The 17,420-nt window shown below is 69.3% G+C and carries 13 protein-coding genes and 1 pseudogene; 3 read left to right on the top strand and 11 right to left on the bottom strand.

Annotated features, from left to right (window positions below; translation table 11 throughout):
• From EAO75_RS47570 to EAO75_RS24350, 5 genes and pseudogenes are all read right to left on the bottom strand, one after another.
• A pseudogene (locus EAO75_RS47570) lies at window positions 1-475 on the bottom strand (hypothetical protein); the annotation flags it as partial.
• A gap of 124 nt (window positions 476-599) precedes the next feature.
• Window positions 600-1,064 carry a Holliday junction resolvase RuvX gene (gene ruvX, locus EAO75_RS24365; protein ID WP_147998048.1) on the bottom strand — a complete coding sequence of 155 codons (465 nt, stop codon included), beginning with the start codon at window positions 1,062-1,064 and terminating at the stop codon, window positions 600-602.
• Between the two features lie 35 nt (window positions 1,065-1,099).
• The gene (gene alaS, locus EAO75_RS24360) at window positions 1,100-3,772 is read right to left on the bottom strand and encodes an alanine--tRNA ligase (RefSeq protein WP_147997169.1); all 2,673 of its coding nucleotides are present in this window, start codon (window positions 3,770-3,772) and stop codon (window positions 1,100-1,102) included.
• On the bottom strand, window positions 3,772-4,119 hold the full coding sequence (locus EAO75_RS24355) for a hypothetical protein (protein ID WP_147997168.1): 348 nt from the start codon (window positions 4,117-4,119) through the stop codon (window positions 3,772-3,774). Before EAO75_RS24355 ends, alaS begins: the two co-directional genes overlap by 1 nt.
• Window positions 4,120-4,135: 16 nt before the next feature.
• Window positions 4,136-4,573 carry a DUF948 domain-containing protein gene (locus EAO75_RS24350; protein WP_126898339.1) on the bottom strand — a complete coding sequence of 146 codons (438 nt, stop codon included), beginning with the start codon at window positions 4,571-4,573 and terminating at the stop codon, window positions 4,136-4,138.
• A 164-nt stretch (window positions 4,574-4,737) separates the two neighbouring features.
• Between EAO75_RS24350 and EAO75_RS24345 the strand changes: the two genes are divergently transcribed.
• Complete coding sequence (locus EAO75_RS24345; protein WP_147997167.1) at window positions 4,738-6,894, top strand: ATP-binding protein; 2,157 nt, start codon at window positions 4,738-4,740, stop codon at window positions 6,892-6,894.
• Window positions 6,895-6,923: 29 nt separating this feature from the next.
• On the opposite strand, the gene rpsD is transcribed toward EAO75_RS24345, so the two are convergent.
• From rpsD to EAO75_RS24320, 5 genes are all read right to left on the bottom strand, one after another.
• Window positions 6,924-7,538, bottom strand: coding sequence for a 30S ribosomal protein S4 (rpsD, locus tag EAO75_RS24340; RefSeq protein WP_147997166.1), 615 nt, complete (start codon window positions 7,536-7,538; stop codon window positions 6,924-6,926).
• Window positions 7,539-7,847: 309 nt separating this feature from the next.
• The gene (locus EAO75_RS24335) at window positions 7,848-9,203 is read right to left on the bottom strand and encodes a replication-associated recombination protein A (protein ID WP_147997165.1); all 1,356 of its coding nucleotides are present in this window, start codon (window positions 9,201-9,203) and stop codon (window positions 7,848-7,850) included.
• Between the two features lie 80 nt (window positions 9,204-9,283).
• Window positions 9,284-9,940 (bottom strand): vitamin K epoxide reductase family protein, encoded by a 657-nt coding sequence (locus tag EAO75_RS24330; RefSeq protein ID WP_147997164.1) that lies wholly within the window; start codon window positions 9,938-9,940, stop codon window positions 9,284-9,286.
• 185 nt (window positions 9,941-10,125) lie between these two features.
• Window positions 10,126-11,388, bottom strand: a complete 1,263-nt coding sequence (gene hisS / locus EAO75_RS24325) for a histidine--tRNA ligase (protein ID WP_147997163.1) — start codon at window positions 11,386-11,388, stop codon at window positions 10,126-10,128.
• A gap of 10 nt (window positions 11,389-11,398) precedes the next feature.
• Window positions 11,399-12,106, bottom strand: coding sequence for an MBL fold metallo-hydrolase (locus EAO75_RS24320; protein WP_147997162.1), 708 nt, complete (start codon window positions 12,104-12,106; stop codon window positions 11,399-11,401).
• A gap of 180 nt (window positions 12,107-12,286) precedes the next feature.
• Here EAO75_RS24320 and EAO75_RS24315 point away from each other — a divergent pair, with 180 nt between their 5' ends.
• Together EAO75_RS24315 and EAO75_RS24310 are read left to right on the top strand one after the other, a co-directional pair.
• Complete coding sequence (locus EAO75_RS24315; RefSeq protein ID WP_147997161.1) at window positions 12,287-13,135, top strand: peptidylprolyl isomerase; 849 nt, start codon at window positions 12,287-12,289, stop codon at window positions 13,133-13,135.
• 135 nt (window positions 13,136-13,270) lie between these two features.
• Window positions 13,271-14,500 carry a DUF349 domain-containing protein gene (locus tag EAO75_RS24310; protein ID WP_147997160.1) on the top strand — a complete coding sequence of 410 codons (1,230 nt, stop codon included), beginning with the start codon at window positions 13,271-13,273 and terminating at the stop codon, window positions 14,498-14,500.
• 84 nt (window positions 14,501-14,584) lie between these two features.
• Here the strand turns inward: EAO75_RS24310 and relA are convergent, their stop codons facing one another.
• Window positions 14,585-17,116, bottom strand: a complete 2,532-nt coding sequence (gene relA / locus EAO75_RS24305; RefSeq protein WP_147997159.1) for a GTP pyrophosphokinase — start codon at window positions 17,114-17,116, stop codon at window positions 14,585-14,587.
• Window positions 17,117-17,420 lie beyond the last annotated feature (304 nt).

Genomic DNA, 17,420 nt, shown 5'->3' with positions numbered 1-17,420 from the left:
CAGCCGCAGCAGTACCAGCAGCAGGGTCAGCAGGGTCAGCAGGGTCAGTATCCGCAGCAGGGTCAGCAGTACCCGCAGCAGTACGACCAGCAGCACTACCCGGGTCGGGGTACTGGACGTGCTGGTGGTTGCCGGTGGCCCAGCCGTTGTTGTCGTACGCCTGCTGTCCGTGACCCGGGTAGTGCTGCTGGTCGTACTGCTGCGGGTACTGCTGACCCTGCTGCGGATACTGACCCTGCTGACCCTGCTGACCCTGCTGCTGGTACTGCTGCGGCTGACCGTATGCGTCCTGCCGGCCGTTGCCCCAGTCGTCGTAGTTCTGCTGCTGCGGCTGCTGCGGATAGTGCTGCGGCTGGCCGCCGTAGGCAGCCTGCTGGCCCGTGTGGGCCTGCTGCCCTTCCCATCCGCCGTCCCCGTACAACGGGTCCTCGGGATGCCACGGTTCGGAGCCTGGGCCCCGGCCATACTCAGTCATCGATCCCCTAGAGCCGCGAGGCGGCGGTCACGCGGCTGCTGAAGATCCGGCTCCCGTCCCGCCTCTCTTTGTGCGCCGGCTGTTCGAACACCGGCGCATCGCGCGGAACGTTACCGTATCGCGATCAGATAACCACTTCGACGCTCTCGCCGGGAGCTTTACCTGACACCCGTTCGGATTCGAGCGCCTGCTGCAGGATGATCACAGCGGCTGCCTGATCGATCACGGCCCGCCCCTTCTTGGATTTCACCCCCGAGGCACGCAGTCCCTGACTGGCCGTCACGGTGGTCATGCGCTCGTCCACGAGCCTGACCGGTACGGGCGCGATCATGCGTGCCAGCTCCTGGGTGAAGCCCCTGACCTTGACCGCGGCCGGGCCCTCACCCCCCTTCAGGGAACGGGGCAGGCCTACGACGACCTCGATCGGCTCGTACTCCTCGACGAGCTGCTTGAGGCGACGGTGAGCTGCCGGGATGTCCCGGCCCGGGACCGTCTCCACCGGTGTGGCGAGGATCCCGTCGGGATCGCACGAGGCGACGCCGATACGGGCGTCCCCGACGTCGATCGCCAGACGACGGCCGCGGCGCATGCCCCGGCCGTCGCCACTTGCGTGTGTGTCGTCGCTCACTTGGCCGTTTCCGCCACGAGCCGCTCGACGGCGCCGACGGCCTCGCCGATGGCGGCCGGGTTCTGGCCGCCGCCCTGGGCGACGTCCGGCTTGCCGCCACCGCCGCCGCCGAGGGTCTTGGCGGCCGTACGGACCAGGTCACCGGCCTTGAGACCGCGCTCACGGGCGGCGTCGTTGGTGGCGATGACCGTCAGCGGCTTGCCGTTGTTGACGGTGAACAGGGCGACCACGACGGCGCGTCCGCCCTGGATGCGGCCGCGCACGTCGAGGACCAGCTTGCGCAGGTCGTCCGGCGTCGTGCCGTCCGGGACCTGGCCGGTGACGACGGCGATGCCGTGCACGTCCTTGGCGGACTCGGCGAGACCGGCGGCAGCCTGGAGCACCTTCTCGGCGCGGAACTTCTCGATCTCCTTCTCGGCGTCCTTCAGCTTGCCGAGCATGGCGGAGACCTTCTCCGGCAGCTCCTCCGGACGGCCCTTGATCAGCTCCTGGAGCTGGGCGACGACCGTGTGCTCGCGGGCGAGGAAGTTGTAGGCGTCCACGCCGACCAGGGCCTCGATACGGCGCACACCGGAGCCGATGGAGGACTCGCCGAGCAGCTTCACCAGGCCGAGCTGGGAGGTGTTGTGCACGTGGGTGCCACCGCACAGCTCCTTGGAGAAGTCGCCGATGGTCACGACGCGGACCCGCTCGCCGTACTTCTCGCCGAACTCGGCGATGGCGCCCTGCTTCTTGGCGTCGTCGATGCCCATGACCTCGYCGTGCACGTCGAGGTCGCGGGCGAGCACCTCGTTGATCTTCTGCTCGACGTCGGTCATCACGGCCGTCGGCACGGCGGACGGCGAGCCGAAGTCGAAGCGGAAGCGGCCGGGCTGGTTCTCGGAACCGGCCTGGGCGGCCGTCGGGCCGAGGGCGTCGCGCAGGGCCTGGTGGGTGAGGTGCGTGGCCGAGTGGGCGCGGGCGATGGCCGTGCGGCGGCGGGCGTCGATGGAGGCGTGGGCCTTGGCGCCGACGGTGACCTCGCCGACCTGGACGACACCCTTGTGGACGTAGACGCCCGGGACCGGCTTCTGGCAGTCGCGGATCTCGATGACGGCACCGGTGTCGACCTTGATCCGGCCGGTGTCACCGATCTGGCCGCCGCCCTCGGCGTAGAACGGGGTGCGGTCGAGGACGATCTCGACCTCGTCGCCCTCGGTGGCGGCCGGGGACGAGGCACCGTCGACGAGGATGCCGACGATCGTGGACTCGCCCTCGGTGTCGGCGTAGCCGATGAAGTCGGTCTCGCCGGTCCTGTCGGCGATCTCCCGGTAGGCGCCCGTGCCGGCGTGGCCGGTCTTCTTGGCCTGGGCGTCGGCCTTGGCGCGCTCCCGCTGCTCCTTCATCAGGCGGCGGAAGCCGTCCTCGTCCACGGACAGCCCCTGCTCGGCGGCCATCTCCAGGGTGAGGTCGATCGGGAAGCCCCAGGTGTCGTGGAGCAGGAAGGCCTTGTCGCCTGGCAGCACCGCGGAGCCGGAGGCCTTGGTGTCGGTGACGGCCGTGTCGAGGATGTTGGTGCCGGCCTTCAGCGTCTTGAGGAAGGCGTTCTCCTCGGCGACGGCGACCTTCTCGATGCGCTCGCGGTCGGTGACCAGCTCCGGGTACTGCCGGCCCATCATCCCGATCACGGTGTCGATCAGTTCGAGGACGACCGGGCCGGTGGCGCCGAGCAGGCGCATGTTGCGGATGGCGCGGCGCATGATGCGGCGCAGGACATAGCCGCGGCCCTCGTTGCCAGGGGTGACGCCGTCGCCGATGAGCATCACGGACGTGCGCATGTGGTCGGTGACCACGCGCAGGGAGACGTCCGAGCCGTGGGCGTCGCCGTACTCGACGCCGGTCAGCTCGGTGGCCTTCTTGATGACGGCCATGGAGGTGTCGATCTCGTACATGTTCTGCACGCCCTGCAGAATCATGGCGAGTCGCTCCAGGCCGAGGCCCGTGTCGATGTTCTGGCTCGGGAGGTCGCCGAGGATCTCGAAGTTGTCCTTGCCGATGCCCTCGCCTCGCTCGTACTGCATGAAGACGAGGTTCCAGATCTCTACGTACCGCTCGTCGTTGACGGCGGGGCCGCCCTCGGCGCCGAACTCGGGGCCGCGGTCGTAGTTGATCTCGGAGCAGGGGCCGCAGGGTCCGGGGACGCCCATGGACCAGTAGTTGTCCTTCATGCCGAGGCGCTGGATGCGCTCCTTCGGCACGCCGACGACGTCGTGCCAGATGCGCTCGGCCTCGTCGTCGTCCTTGTAGACGGTGATCCAGAGCTTCTCGGGCTCCAGGCCGTAACCACCCTTGTCCTGGGGGCTGGTGAGCAGCTCCCAGGCGTACTTGATGGCGCCTTCCTTGAAGTAGTCGCCGAAGGAGAAGTTGCCGCACATCTGGAAGAACGTGCCGTGCCGGGTGGTCTTGCCGACCTCTTCGATGTCCGGCGTGCGCACGCACTTCTGGACACTGGTGGCACGGTCGAACGGCGGCTTGACCTCACCCAGGAAGTAGGGCTTGAAGGGCACCATGCCGGCCGGGACGAGGAGCAGAGTCGGGTCGTCCGCGATGAGCGACGCCGAAGGGACGACGGTGTGCCCGCGCTCCTCGAAGAAGCTCAGCCAGCGGCGGCGAATCTCGGCCGACTCCATCAGTGGTCCTCATTCCGGTTGTACGAGTACGTCGAGTCGTCGACGTACTTCGGGTTGCTGCGGTTGTTCTCGAGGGCGGCGAACCGCCGGGGCGCGGGGAGTTCGGGACTCTCCTGGATACCGAGCGCGTCCTCCAGCTCGGCCTCCCGCTGGGCCATGTTGTCGCGGACGTCGAGGGCGAAGCCCACCGCGCGGTCCTTCAGCCGATGGCCGGTCTCCAGGGCCTTGTTCGCCGCGGTGGCGGCGAGGCTCTCCGGGGTCAGCTGCTTGAGCTTGCGGTTGACCTTGGTGGTGGCCCACACACCTGCGGCGACACCCGTGGTGAACCAGAACGTACGGCGGAACATCGCTCGGTCTCAGTCCTTACTTCCGCTTGCGTCGTGCGGCAGGGACCGTCCGGCCCACGATCACCGTACGCCGGGGCGACTTCGCGGGCACGTCCTCCTGTTTGCGGCCGCCGAGGGCCCGGCGCACGCCGTAGCCGAAGGCCGCGACCTTGACCAGGGGGCCGCCGAAGGTGGAGGCCACGGTGGTCGACAGTGCGGACGCGTTCGACGTGACCTCCTGGACGTCCGAGGCGATCGCGTCGACCCGGTCGATCTGGGTCTGTGCGGAGCGCACCGCCGAGGAGGCGTCTGCCAGGAGCGGGACGGCCTGGTCGGTCACATCCGCGACGAGCTTGGTGGTCGCCTTGAGCGTCTGGGCCAGCCTCGCCAGCGCGACGGCGAGGAAGGAGACCAGAATCGCCCAGAAGACGGCCACCAGGATCCCGGCAACCTCTCCACCGGACACTGTGTGCACCCGCTCCCTGAAACGTGCCTCTACATCGGTCTACATCGAAAAAGTCGTGCACCGAGCCTATCGCGCCGGGGGCGCCGCTCTGCACCGGTTTAACGCCCGCGCAGGGGCCGGGTCGCGAGAACCGATTGTACGGACCGAACACGCTTCAGTACGCTCCGTGAACCATGCGGGATCAACGGCGCCCCCACTCCCCCGACTCCGGCCATCTGCCTCTGGAACTCAGCACGTTCGTGGGCCGTACGGCCGAACTGACCGAGCTGGGCCAGGCCCTCGACGCCGCGCGGCTGGTGACGGTGACCGGGGCCGGCGGCGTCGGCAAGTCGCGGCTGGCGGCCCGCGCGGCCTCGCGATGCACGGCGCGCGACGGTGTGTGGCACGTGGAGTTGGCGCCGGTACGCGATCCGGAGTTCGTCGACCACGCGGTCGTGGAGGCGCTGGGGCTGACGGACCACACGACCCGCCTTCCGCACGAGACGCTGCTGGCCCATCTGGGCGAGCGCGAACTCCTGCTGGTCCTGGACGGATTCGAGCATCTGGTGGACGCCTGCGCGGGGCTGATGACGGATCTGCTGCGCCGGGTGCCCGGCCTGCGGGTGCTCGGGGTGGGGCGCAGACCGCTGGGCATCGCGGGCGAGCGGCTGCTCGCGCTGGAGCCGCTGGGCGGGGACGACGCCGTGGAGCTGTTCGTGCAGCGGGCGGCCCAGCACGGGGTGATCGTGCGGGACGACACGGACGTACAGGAGCTGTGCCGTCGCCTGGACGGGATTCCGCTCGCGATCGAGCTGGCCGCGGGGCGGCTGCGGATGCTGTCGCCGAGGCAGCTGCTGCAGCGGCTCGACGACCGGTTCCGGCTGCTGACCGGCGGCGGGCAGGACGGGCCGGCGCGCCATCGGACGCTGCGTACGGCCGTCGGCTGGAGCCATGAACTGTGCACGCCCGAGGAGCGGTTGCTGTGGGCGCGGCTGTCGGTGTTCGCGGGCCGGTTCGACCTGGAGGCGGTCGAGTACGTGTGCGGCGGCCAGGGTCTGCACTCCGACGACGTGTTCGAGGTGCTCTCGGAGCTGCTGGCGCAGTCCGTGGTCGCGCGTGAGGAGACCGAGGCCGGTGTGCGCTACCGCATGCTGGACACGATCCGGGCCTACGGCGCCGACTGGCTGGAGGCGACCGGTGACGCGGCCCGGCTGCGGCGGCGCCACCGCGACTGGTACCTGGGCCTGACGACCTGGTGCGAGCTGGAGTGGTTCTCGCCGCGGCAGAACGAGGTGGCCGCCCGCGTGGAGGCGGAGCTGCCGAATCTGCGCGGCGCCCTGGAGTACTGCCTGAGCGAGCCGGGCGAGGCGCATCTGGGCCACTACCTCGCGGGCTCCCTGTGGTTCTACTGGGTCGGCTGCGGCCGGCTGTCGGAGGGGCGGCACTGGCTGGAGCAGGCGGTGGCGCTGGACGGCGGTCATGAGCGCTCGCGTCTGAAGGCCCTGTGGGTGCTCGGCTATGTGGCGATCCTGCAGGGCGACTCGGTGCCCGCACTCGGGGCGCTGGTGGAGTGCCGGGACGAGGCGGAGCACGCCGACGACCCCACGGCGGTGGCGTATGCCGAGCACCGCACGGGCTGCCTGGCGCTGCTCTCGGACGACATGGAGCGCGCCGAGACGCTGCTGAGCTCGGCGCTGGCCCGCTATCAGGAGATCGGCGAGCTCAACAGCAATGTGCTGATGGGGCAGATCGAGCTGGCGATGACGCGGGCGTTCCAGGGCGATCTGCCGGACGCGGTGCGGTTGTGCGAGGACGTCCGCCGGGTGTGCGAGGACCACGGCGAGCGCTGGGCGCGCTCCTACGCGCTGTACGTCCTGGCGTACGCCGCCTGGGCCGACGGCGACCTGCCCGGCGCCCGCGCACTGCTGACCGAGTGCCTCGGCAACGCGCACTCCTTCCGCGACCTGCTCGGCTCGGTGCTGGCCGTGGAGCTGCTTGCCCTGGTCACGGGGGCGCAAGGCGACGCGGCGGAGGCGGCGGTGCTCCAGGGCGCGGCGTCCGGGATGTGGCCGTCGGTCGGGCTGCCGCTGTTCGGTTCGGCCTGCTTCAACGCACCGCACGAGCTGTGCGAGAGGGCGGCGCGGGAACGGCTCGGCGACGAGCGGTACGAGGCGTGCGTACGGCAGGGAGCGGCGCTCGGCCGGGAGGAGGCGGTGCGCCGGGCGCTGGGGCAGCGGCCCGCGCAGGCCGTGCCGTCTCCAAGGAAGTCGGTGCGGCCGGCCAAGGCCACCCCGAGCAGGCGAAAGCCCGCCGCCTCCCCCACCCGCAAGGGCGGGGAGACGACGGGCTGAGGCGCAGAAGTCCTACGACCGCTGAAGGATCAACGGGCGTAGTACTCGACGACGAGCTGCTCGTCGCAGATCACCGGGATCTCCTTGCGGTTCGGCTCACGGTCCAGGCGGAACGCCAGGGCCTTGAGGTTCACCTGGAGGTAGCGCGGGGTCTCACCGTCGGGGGCGAAGCCGCCCTCGCGGGAGATCGAGAAGAGGGTCTTCTCACGGCTGCGCTCGCGGACCATCACGACGTCGTCGGGCTTGACGCGGAAGGACGGCTTGTCGACCTTCTGGCCGTTGACCTCGATGTGGCCGTGCACGACCATCTGACGGGCCTGGTAGATGGTGCGGGCGATGCCCGAACGCAGGACCAGGGCGTCGAGACGACGCTCGAGCTCGATGATCAGGGCCTCACCGGTCTTGCCCTGAACCTTGGAGGCACGCTCGTAGGCGCGGACGAGCTGACGCTCGGACACGTCGTACTGCGCACGCAGACGCTGCTTCTCCAGCAGACGGACCTTGTAGTCCGAGTTCTGCTTGCGGCCACGGCCGTGCTCACCCGGCGGGTAGGGACGGGCCTCGAAGTACTTGACAGCCTTCGGGGTCAGCGCGATGCCGAGGGCACGCGACTTCTTGACCTTGGGGCGGGACTGGTTCGCCACTGCTTCTCATTTCCTAGTGTTCGGCTTGTCAGGGTGTTGAGAGAGGTCGCATCCGCAGCCGGGGAAACCCTCCTCGTCCTTGCGGACGGGGTGGGCAGCCGCTCCCCTGGTCTGGGCACATACGTGCAGCACGCGAGTGGCCCACCGACCGGTCCCGTCCTTGCGACGAGTGGTGGTGGGCTGCCCGCGACACCGATCGACGGTGCGCGACGCTCCTGGAGCCGGTCTTCCGAGGAGGACCGGGGCTCCGGCTGACTGTCCCGTTCTGACTGCACGGGACGCAGCACTCCGAGCGAGTTTACAGGGTGCTCAGGACCGCTTGCGACCGAGGTGCTTTCTGGTCCACTCCACGGCGTCCGCGTACCGGGCCTCGGCTCCGTGCCGGGTCGGGCTGTAGTACTCGCGGTCCTTGAGGGCGTCCGGGGCGTACTGCTGCTCGGCGATGCCCTCGGCCCGGTCGTGGGGATACACGTAGCCCTGCGCATGTCCCAGCTTGGCGGCGCCCTTGTAGTGCCCGTCGCGCAGGTGCGGTGGAACGGAGCCGGCCAGTCCCTTGCGTACGTCCTCCAGGGCGGCGCCGATCGCGGTGGTCGCGGCGTTGGACTTGGGTGCCAGCGCGAGGGCGATGGTGGCGTGGCTGAGGGTGAGGGCGGCCTCGGGGAAGCCGATCATGGCGACGGCCTGGGCGGCGGCGACCGCGATCGGCAGCGCGTTCGGGTCGGCGAGGCCGATGTCCTCGCTGGCGGAGATCATCAGGCGGCGGGCGATGAAGCGGGGGTCCTCGCCGGCCTCGATCATCCGGGCCAGGTAGTGCAGGGCGGCGTCCACGTCCGAACCGCGGATGGACTTGATGAGGGCGCTGGCGACGTCGTAGTGCTGGTCGCCGTCGCGGTCGTACTTCACCGCGGCGCGGTCGACGGTCTGCTCCAGCGTCTGGAGGCTGATCTCGCTCTCGTCCTGGTCCAGGGCGGCCCCTGCTGCGGCCTCCAGCGCCGTCAGCGCCCGGCGGGCGTCGCCGCCGGCGATCCGCAGCAGGTGTGCCTCGGTGTCCTCGGGGAGTCCGACGGCGTCCTTCAGGCCGCGCTCGTCGCTCAGCGCGCGCTTCAGCAGGCTTCGGATGTCGTCGTCGGTGAGGGGTTCGAGGGTGAGCAGGAGGGAGCGGGACAGCAGGGGGGAGATGATCGAGAAGTACGGATTCTCGGTGGTCGCCGCGATCAGGGTCACCCAGCGGTTCTCGACGGCCGGGAGGAGGGAGTCCTGCTGGGCCTTGCTGAAGCGGTGGATCTCGTCGAGGAAGAGGACGGTCTCCTTGCCATAGCCACCGGTGGCGCGGCGGGCGCCGTCGATGACCGCGCGGACCTCCTTGACGCCGGCGGTGATCGCGGAGAGCTCGACGAAGCGCTTGTTGGTGGCCTTGGAGACGACGTAGGCCAGGGTGGTCTTGCCGGTGCCGGGCGGGCCCCAGAGGATCACCGACGACGGGCCCGCGGGGCCCTTGGCGCCCTCGCCGACCAGTCGGCGCAGGGGTGAGCCGGGTTTGAGCAGGTGCTGCTGGCCCACCACCTCGTCCAGGGTGCGCGGGCGCATGCGCACGGCCAGGGGACTGCCGGCTGGGTCCTTCTCCTGGCGTTCTTCGGCGGCGGCGGTGAACAGGTCGGGCTCCACGCTGGAAACCCTAAGTCACCGCACTGACAATCCCGCCGGGCCCCGGGAGTCCGGGGCTCGAATCGGCCGGAATTGCGGGGTCAGCTGGTCCAGAAGTCCCACCAGCGGGTCAGGACCAGCATGCCGATGATGCCGATGTGCAGCACGGGCATGACCCAGGTGAACTCGCCGAAGAAGGTCTTGAGCCAGTTCGGCGCGGGCAGGAAGCCGTTACGGACGTTGAACGAGGTCACGTACCAGAACATGATGATCGTCGCGACCCAGGCCAGCGAGCACCACAGGCACAGTGCGTTGATCCGGTACAGCGACTGGAACATCAGCCAGGCGCAGAAGACCACGCCGAAGAGGGTGCCGGCGTTGAAGGTGAGCCAGTACCAGCGCGGGAAGCGCGCACGGCCGAGCAGGCTCATGCCGACGCAGATGACGATGCCGTAGGCGACGAGGCCGAGCATCGGGTTGGGGAACCCGAAGGCGGCGGCCTGCTTGCTCTCCATGACGCTGCCGCAGGAGACGACCGGGTTCAGGCTGCAACCCGGGGTGAACGACTTGCCCTCGACCTTGGCTTCGAGCAGCTTGAACTTGTCGATCGTGATGACCCACGCGGCAAGCAGTCCCGCCGCGCCGGTGATCACCAGCATCAGGGCGAACGCACGGCTGCCGCCCACCGACCGCGGCGCCGCCTGAGCAGGCTCCGACTCGGGCTCGGTGGAGACGTCTTTGACTGTCGTCTTGCTCATCACGCCGATTCCGTCACTTGAGACTTGGAGTTTCTCCGGACACGGCACATTGTGCCGTACACGCACGCGTCCCCACCGTTCGCTGCGTATAAGGAAATACGCGCAATCCAGTAAAGGCGCTCAGTTCAAGTCAGGGACGGAACGGACAGGGCGGGGACCGTCCGGTCCCCGCCCTGTGTGCAGAATCAGCCCAATCGGGCTTCCAGCTCCGCCACGATCTCGTTGACGCCGACGGCCGACTGCTCGCCGGACTCCATGTCCTTGAGCTGGACGACGCCCTCGGCGAGGTCGCGCTCGCCGGCGACGATCGTGTAGCGGGCGCCGCTGCGGTTGGCGTTCTTCATGGCGCCCTTGAGGCCCTTGGCTCCGTAGGAGAAGTCCGCCGCGACGCCGAGCTTGCGCAGCTCGGTGACCTTGGCGAACAGCACCCGGCGGGCCTCCTCGCCGAGCGGCACCGCGAACACGCTGGTGGACGACGGGAGTTCGAGCTCCACGCCCTCCGCCTCCAGCGCGAGCACCGTGCGGTCGACGCCGAGCGCCCAGCCGACGGACGGCAGCGCGGGGCCGCCGATCATCTCGGACAGCCCGTCGTAGCGGCCGCCACCGCCCACCGCGGACTGGGAGCCCAGACCGTCGTGGACGAACTCGAACGTCGTGCGCGTGTAGTAGTCGAGGCCGCGCACCAGCTTGGGGTCGTCCTCGTAGGAGACGCCGGCCGCCGTGATCAGCTCACGGACCTCCTCGTGGTACGCCTTGCAGGCGTCGCACAGGTAGTCGCGCAGGAGCGGGGCGCCGGTCAGCTGCTGCTGGACCGACTCGCGCTTGTCGTCGAGGACGCGCAGCGGGTTGATGTCGATGCGGCGACGGGTGTCCTCGTCCAACTCCAGGCCGCGCAGGAAGTCCTGCAGCGCGGCACGGTAGACCGGGCGGCACTCCTTGTCGCCCAGGCTGTTGAGCAGGATCCGGAAGTTGCTGAGGCCGAGCGAGCGGTAGGCCTGGTCGGCCAGGATGATCAACTCGGCGTCCAGCGCCGGGTCCTCGGCGCCGATCGCCTCGGCGCCGACCTGCGAGAAGTGCCTGTAGCGGCCCTTCTGGGGGCGCTCGTAGCGGTAGTACGAGCCGGAGTACCAGAGCTTGACCGGGAGGTTGCCCGCCTTGTGCAGGTTGGCCTCGAGGGCCGCGCGCAGGACCGAGGCCGTGCCCTCGGGGCGCAGGGCGAGCTGGTCACCGCCCTTGGTCTCGAAGGCGTACATCTCCTTGGTCACGATGTCGGTGGACTCACCGACACCGCGTGCGAACAGCTCGACGCTCTCGAAGCCGGGCGTCTCGATGTAGCCGTAGCCGGAGTTGCGCAGCGGGGCGGCGATCGCGTCGCGGACGGCCAGGTACTTGGCGCTCTCCGGCGGGATCAGGTCGTACGTGCCCTTGGGGGCCTTGAAGGTGCTCACGGAAAGTTCGTCACATTCCTCGTCGGGGAGCTTCCTGGGCTCCCAGGCCGGCGGCCACCTGCCGCAGATAGGGGTTGGTGGTGCGCTCCTGGCCGATGGTCGTCTGGGGGCCGTGGCCGGACAGCACCACGGTCGAGTCGTCGAGCGGCAGGCACACGCGGGCCAGCGAGTCGAGGATCTCGGCCATGTCACCGCCGGGCAGGTCGGTGCGTCCGATGGAGCCGGCGAACAGCAGGTCGCCCGAGAACAGGATCGGCGGGATGTCCGCCGCCTCGGGCAGGCCGAAGGTCACCGACCCCTTGGTATGGCCGGGTGCGTGCGCGACGGTGAGCTCCATCCCCGCCAGCTCCAGCTTCGCGCCGTCGGTCAGCTCCTTGACGTCGTCCGGCTCCCCGATGGTCAGCTCGCCCATGAGCTGCATGCCGATGGAGCGGCCGAGCGCCTTCTCGGGGTCGCTCATCATGTACCGGTCCTCGGGGTGGATCCAGGCCGGCACGTCGTGCGCACCGCACACGGGGACGACCGAGGCCACGTGGTCGAGGTGGCCGTGGGTGAGGACGACGGCGACGGGCTTGAGCCGATGCTTCTTCAGTGCTTCCTCGACTCCAGGGGCCGCCTCGTGGCCCGGGTCGATGATCACGCACTCCTCACCGGCGGCGGGGGCGACGAGATAACAGTTCGTCCCCCAAGCTCCGGCGGGGAACCCGGCAATGAGCACGATCGTCCTTCGTTTGTGTCGACACGAGTGGTTTGTCGGCGGACTCCGCCTGTCGTCAGAGCCTACCGGCGCTGCCGATTCCTCAGCGAACCCATATACGGTACGGGGCACACGCAGGCGGTCGACTCGATCAACACACGCGTACCGGTCGACACATACGACGCATGAGGAGAGAACCCGGTGGTCAGCCAGGAACAGCGGCGACGTCAGCTCGCCCGGGAGAAGTTCTTGCGGCAGCAGCAGCGGCGCACGTCGGCCCGACGCAAGGCGCGCATGCGCAACTCGGTGATCGCGTCGGTGCTCGGAGTGGTCGTCATCGGCAGCCTCGCGCTGTACACGACGGGCGTCCTCAAGGGCGACGACGACAGCAAGGAGAACGCGGGCGCGGAGGTCACGCCGAGCGCGACACCCAGCAAGGCCCCGGACCCGTGCGACAAGCCCGCCGAGGGCAAGGTCAAGACGGCGACCTGGAAGAAGGAGCCGGCGCTGACGGTCGACAAGTCGGCGAAGTACGCGATGAAGCTCGCGACGACGTGCGGTGACATAGACATCGACCTCAAGGCGTCGGCCGCGCCGCACACGGTGAACTCGTTCGCTTTCCTGGCCGACAAGGGGTACTTCGACCACACCAAGTGCCACCGGCTCACCGACAGCAGCATCTACGTGCTGCAGTGCGGCGACCCCCAGGGCACCGGGATGGGCGGTCCGGGGTACACGATCCCGGACGAGAACCTCAAGGACACGAGCCTCAAGGGCGGCGTGTACCCGGCGGGCACGGTCGCGATGGCCAACCAGTACAACGGACAGACCAAGGAAGGGCGCAACAGTGGCGGCAGCCAGTTCTTCCTCGTCTACCAGGACAGTCAGCTGCCGGCCGACTACACACCGTTCGGTACTGTGTCCGAGGCCGGAATGAAGGTCCTGAAGAAGATCGCGGACGCCGGAGCCCAGCCCGCCGACCCCACGACCGGGAACACCGCGCCCAATGCGACGGTCGTGATCAACAAGGCGACGGTCAGCAAATCCTGACCGCCAACTGCGGAATTTCGGTCGCGCGGGATGCGGACAGGCAACCCGCCGGTCGCCTATGTTGGCCGTGACGAAACTGTGGACGATGCCCGGGGGAACACAAGCCCCTCGCAGGCATCATGTGGAGGAGGCGCTGTGAGCAGCGACCCGTGGGGCCGCGTCGACGAGACGGGGACCGTGTACGTGCGTACGGCCGACGGCGAGCAGGTTGTCGGTTCTTGGCAGGCAGGCACTCCTGAAGAGGCGCTGGCCTATTTCGAGCGCAAGTACGAGGGCCTGGTTGTCGAGATCGGCCTCCTCGAGAAGCGAGTAAAGACCACCGACCTGTCGGCGAAGGACGCACAGACCGCGATCGACCACATTCGTGAGCAGGTCGACGCCCATCACGCGGTCGGCGATCTGGGCGCCCTGCGGACCCGCCTCGACAAGCTGGTCGAGACGGTCGGCAAGCGCCGCGAGGAGCGCAAGCAGCAGCGGGCGAAGCAGTCCGACGAGGCGCGCCACTCCAAGGAGGCGCTGGTCGTCGAGGCCGAGGAGCTGGCGCAGTCCGACCAGTGGCGGGCCGCCGGTGAGCGGCTGCGGGCCCTGGTGGACACCTGGAAGGGCCTGCCGCGGCTGGACCGCAAGTCCGACGACGAGCTGTGGCACCGCTTCTCGCATGCCCGCTCGGCGTTCTCCAAGCGCCGCAAGGCGCACTTCGCGCAGCTGGACGCGCAGCGCGAGGAGGCCCGCAAGACCAAGGAGCGGTTGGTCGCCGAGGCCGAGTCGCTGTCCGGCTCGACCGACTGGGGTCCCACGGCCGCCCGCTACCGCGAGCTGATGTCGGAGTGGAAGGCCGCCGGCCGCGCCCAGCGCGAGCACGAGGACGACCTGTGGAACCGCTTCCGCGGCGCCCAGGACGTCTTCTTCGCGGCCCGCAGCTCGGTCTTCGCCGAGCGGGACGCCGAGCAGGCCGAGAACCTGAAGCTGAAGGACGAGCTGGCCGGCGAGGCCGAGAAGCTCCTGCCGATCGGCGACCTGAAGGGCGCGCGTGCCGCCTTCCGCTCGATCAACGAGCGCTGGGAGGCCATCGGCCATGTGCCGCGCGACGCCCGTCCGAAGGTCGAGGGCCGGATGCACGCCGTCGAGCGGGCGCTCCAGGAGGCCGAGGAGTCGGAGTGGCGCCGGACCAACCCGGAGGCACGCGCGCGTGCCGAGGGTCTGACCGGCCAGCTCCAGGCCGCCGTGGACAAGCTGAAGGGCCAGATCGAGCAGGCCCGCACCCAGGGCAACAACGCCAAGGCCGACAAGCTGGAGCGTGAGCTGGAGGGCCGCCAGGCCCTGCTGGACCAGGCGCTGAAGGGTCTGCACGAGTTCGGCGGCTGACGCCGGTCGACGCCGGTCGACACCGTTTCGACATGAGAGAAGGGGCTCCCCGCGGGGAGCCCCTTCTTCGTTCCGGTACGGCGGTTACGACCGGCTGCGCGCCGACGTCACGCGGTACACGTCGTACACGCCTTCCACACCCCTGACGGCCTTCAGGACGTGCCCGAGGTGCTTCGGGTCGCCCATCTCGAAGGTGAAGCGGGAGGTGGCGACGCGGTCGCGGGAGGTCTGGACGGCCGCGGAGAGGATGTTGACGTGCTGGTCGGACAGCACGCGCGTGACGTCCGACAGGAGCCGGGAGCGGTCCAGGGCTTCGACCTGGATGGCGACCAGGAAGACCGACGACTGGGTGGGCGCCCACTCGACCTCGAGGATGCGCTCGGGCTCGCGGGACAGTGACTCCACGTTCACACAGTCGCTGCGGTGAACCGATACACCACTACCCCGCGTGACGAAGCCGATGATCGGGTCGCCGGGTACGGGCGTACAGCAGCGGGCCAGCTTGACCCACACGTCCTCGACGCCCTTGACGATGACACCCGGGTCGGCGCTGGAGCGGCGCTTGCGGCTGCGGCCGCGGGTCGGCGGGACCGACTCGTCGATCTCCTCGGTGGCGGCCTCCTCGCCGCCGAGCGCATGGACCAGCTTCTGCACGATGTTCTGTGCGGAGACATGCCCCTCGCCGATCGCCGCGTACAGCGCCGAGATGTCGGCGTAGCGCATCTCGTGGGCGAGGGTGACGAGGGAGTCGCCGGTCAGGATGCGCTGGATCGGCAGGTTCTGCTTGCGCATCGCGCGGACGATGGCGTCCTTGCCCTGCTCGATCGCCTCGTCGCGGCGCTCCTTGGAGAACCACGCCCGGATCTTGTTGCGGGCACGCGGCGACTTRACGAAGTTCAGCCAGTCTCGGGACGGGCCGGCCCCGGGTGCCTTGGACGTGAAGACCTCCACGAGGTCGCCGTTGTCCAGGGTTGATTCCAGCGGCACGAGGCGTCCGTTGACGCGTGCTCCTATGGTGCGGTGGCCCACCTCGGTGTGCACCGCGTACGAGAAGTCCACGGGAGTGGCGCCGGCCGGCAGCGCTATGACGTCGCCCTTGGGGGTGAAGACGAAGACCTCGTTGCGCGACAGGTCGAAGCGCAGGGACTCCAGGAACTCGCCGGGATCCTCGGTCTCCTTCTGCCAGTCGAGCAACTGGCGCAGCCACGCCATGTCGTTGAGGTGGTCGTCCTTGCCGGTGGCCTTCGGCTGGTCACTGCGCACCTTGGAGGCGCCGGCGACGGCCTCCTGCTTGTACTTCCAGTGCGCGGCGATGCCGTACTCGGCGCGGCGGTGCATGTCGAACGTGCGGATCTGGAGTTCGACCGGCTTGCCGTTGGGGCCGATGACCGTCGTGTGCAGCGACTGGTACATGTTGAACTTGGGCATCGCGATGTAGTCCTTGAACCGGCCGGGGACCGGGTTCCATCGCGCGTGCACGGTGCCGAGGGCGGCGTAGCAGTCGCGGACCGTGTCGACAAGTACACGAATACCCACCAGGTCGTAGATCTCCGCGAAGTCCCGGCCGCGGACGATCATCTTCTGGTAGACGCTGTAGTAGTGCTTCGGTCGGCCCGTGACGGTCGCCTTGATGCGGGCGGCGCGCAGGTCCTGCTGGACCTCGTCGGTCACTATGGCCAGGTACTCGTCACGCTTCGGTGCCCGCTCGGCCACCAGCCGTACGATCTCGTCGTACATCTTGGGGTAGAGGATCGCGAAGGCGAGGTCCTCCAGCTCCCACTTGATGGTGTTCATGCCGAGGCGGTGAGCGAGCGGCGCGTAGATCTCCAGCGTCTCGCGCGCCTTCTTCTCCTGCTTCTCGCGCTTGAGGTAACGCATGGTGCGCATGTTGTGCAGGCGGTCGGCGAGCTTGATGACCAGGACGCGCGGGTCCTTGGCCATGGCGACGACCATCTTGCGTACGGTCTCGGCCTGCGCGGCCTCACCGAACTTGACCTTGTCCAGCTTGGTCACGCCGTCGACGAGCAGGGCGACGGAGTCGCCGAAGTCGCGGCGGAGCTGGTCGAGGCCGTACTCGGTGTCCTCGACGGTGTCGTGCAGCAGGCCCGCCATCAGGGTGGCCGGATCCATGCCGAGCTCGGCGAGGATCGTGGTGACGGCGAGCGGGTGCGTGATGTACGGGTCGCCGCTCTTGCGCTTCTGGCCGCGGTGCCAGCGCTCGGCGACCTGGTAGGCCTTCTCGATCTGACGCAGAGTGGCGGTCTCGATCTTCGGGTCGTTGCTGCGGACTATGCGCAGCAGCGGCTCAAGGACCGGGTTGTAGGGGTTGGAGCGCTGGACGCCGAGGCGGGCGAGGCGGGCACGGACGCGGTTGGAGGAGCCGGAGCGGGCGGGCTGGCCTGCGGACGGGCGCGCGGGCGGGTTGACCGGCCGCTCGGCCGGGGCAGGCTTGGGACGCGTCTGCTCGGCCGGCTTGTCGACGGGCGCGGACTGGGCATGCTCGACCGGCCCACGCGTGTCGTTCTTCGCGTGCGGCGCGCTGGGCGCGGGCTTCGCCGCGGGCGCCGAGGCGGACTCGGGCTTGGCGGCGGTCAGGTGCTGGGCCTCGTCTGGCAAGAGGACTCCTCGTGCGCGATCCGGGTCCCCCGGTCAGGCTCCGGAGACCCCATGGTAGCGATCCTGCGGCTCAGGATCGCCTTCAGGCCGATGTGAGGGCCGTCTACTGGAGAAACACGAGGGGCTGCCGCCGGATTCCGCCGGGCCGTCCGGCCCGTGTCCTGAGGGTGGCGGGAGCCTTTCCAGTGGCCGTCGCGGGGTTTGCGATACGTCACGAACGGGCGGTCTGTGCGCACGGTAAACCGGCGCTTTCGGGCCATCGGGTTCGCCCTCGGGTGAGGGTGCGGGGGGTTTTTTTTTTTTC

Source organism: Streptomyces sp. UW30 (assembly GCF_008042075.1).
Lineage (GTDB): Bacteria > Actinomycetota > Actinomycetes > Streptomycetales > Streptomycetaceae > Streptomyces.
Note: the sequence above shows the minus strand (reverse complement) of the source record. Positions and strands in the feature narration are given on the sequence as shown.